1 protein-coding gene is annotated in these 1,639 nt (G+C 70.7%); it reads left to right on the forward strand.

Annotation, left to right across the window (positions count from 1 at the left end; translation table 11 throughout):
• The first annotated feature begins 42 nt into the window (after positions 1-42).
• Positions 43-1,467 carry an IS1380 family transposase gene (locus FH969_RS14855; protein WP_108717753.1) on the forward strand — a complete coding sequence of 475 codons (1,425 nt, stop codon included), beginning with the start codon at positions 43-45 and terminating at the stop codon, positions 1,465-1,467.
• Positions 1,468-1,639: the final 172 nt, after the last annotated feature.

Raw genomic sequence — 1,639 nt, forward strand, 5'->3', positions numbered from 1 at the left:
GTCTTGCGACGGACAGATCAGACCAGAACGAGGAGCACCTTCGTGGTGAACGCTACCCGCCCGTATCCGAGTGTTCGAGTCGATGCCGCGCCGGTGGCCGCGGTCGGTTCTGCGGGCGGGGTGCTGCTGACGGAGGTCCTCGCAGTCAGCGGCCTGTCCTCGGCGCTGTCAGCCGGGCTGGAGCGCTGGCGCAGACCGAGCGCTGTGCATGACCCGGCCAAGGTCCTGACCGACCTCGCTCTCACGCTCGCACTCGGCGGGGACTGTCTCGCGGATGCTGCTCTCCTGCGCGGGGAGCCGGAGGTGTTCGGGCCGGTCGCTTCGGAGGCGACGGTCTCGCGCACGATCACGGCCCTGGCAGCGGAACCGGGCCGGGTCCTGCCAGCGATCGCGAAGGCTCGTAAGGCGGCCCGGGCCCGGGTCTGGGAGCTGGCGGGCCAGGCGTCCCCGCTGCACGGGATCAGTGATGCGAACCCGTTGGTGATCGATCTGGATGCCACGATCGTCATCTCCCACAGCGAGAAGGAGGCGGCCGCGCCGACGTTCAAAAGGACGTTCGGGCACCACCCCCTGCTCGCGTTCGCCGACCACGGCCAGGCTGGCAGTGGCGAGCTCCTCGCTGCCCTGTTGCGGCCGGGGAACGCCGGGTCGAACACCGCCGCCGATCACATCGAGATCACAAGGCAGGCGCTGGCGGCCGTGCCAGGGATCAACGCCTCCCGCCCGGGAAGGAAGGTGATGATCCGCACCGACGGCGCCGGAGCGAGCCGCGAGTTCCTGACGTTCCTGACCCGCCGCGGACTGTCCTACTCGATCGGGTGGACCCTGCCCTGGGCCGAGATGGGCGAGATCTACCAGGCCGTCACGAGGGCTGGCGGGTGGACTCCGGCGCTGACCGCGGCCGGTGAGGTCAACGAGCACGCCGACGTCGCCGACATCACCAACCTGCTCACCCAGCATGGGCACCTGACGGGCTGGCCGGCCGGGATGCGTGTGATCGTGCGCCGGGAACGGCCCCACCCCGGCGCCCGCGTCGCGCAGGACCGGCTCGATGACGCCGAGGGCTACCGCCTCACCGCGTTCACCACGAACACCCGCCGAGGCCAGCTCCAAGTCCTCGAGCTACGCCACCGCCGACGGGCCCGCTGCGAGGACCGGATCCGCTGCGCGAAAGACACCGGGCTACGCAACCTCCCCCTGAAGACCCTCGCGCAGAACGAGATCTGGCTGGCCGCCGTCGCTCTTGCCACTGATCTCCTGGCCTGGCTCGGCCTCCTCGGACTCGACGAGGACAGCGCCCGGGTCTGGGAACCCAAGCGGCTCCGGCTACGCCTGTTCACCGCCCCTGCCACGATCGCCCGACACGCCCGCCGCGTCATCCTGCACGTCAAGGAGACCTACGCATGGGCTGAAATCGTGCTCGCCGCGCACCGGCGCCTCAGGGCCCTGGCTGCCGCACCGACCTGACCCAAGGACCCCCGACCACCCACGACCCCGAGGAACCCCGACCGGCCGGAACCGGCGCCCACCGCGAGCGACACGCGGCACGACGTCACACCCACAGGGCAGAATCACCACCAGGAGCCGGCACCGACGCCGACAAGTCCACCGAGCCCGCCCGATGAAAGATCGAGGCTAG

Origin of the sequence: Miniimonas arenae (assembly GCF_006351005.1) — a bacterium.
GTDB lineage: Bacteria > Actinomycetota > Actinomycetes > Actinomycetales > Beutenbergiaceae > Miniimonas > Miniimonas arenae.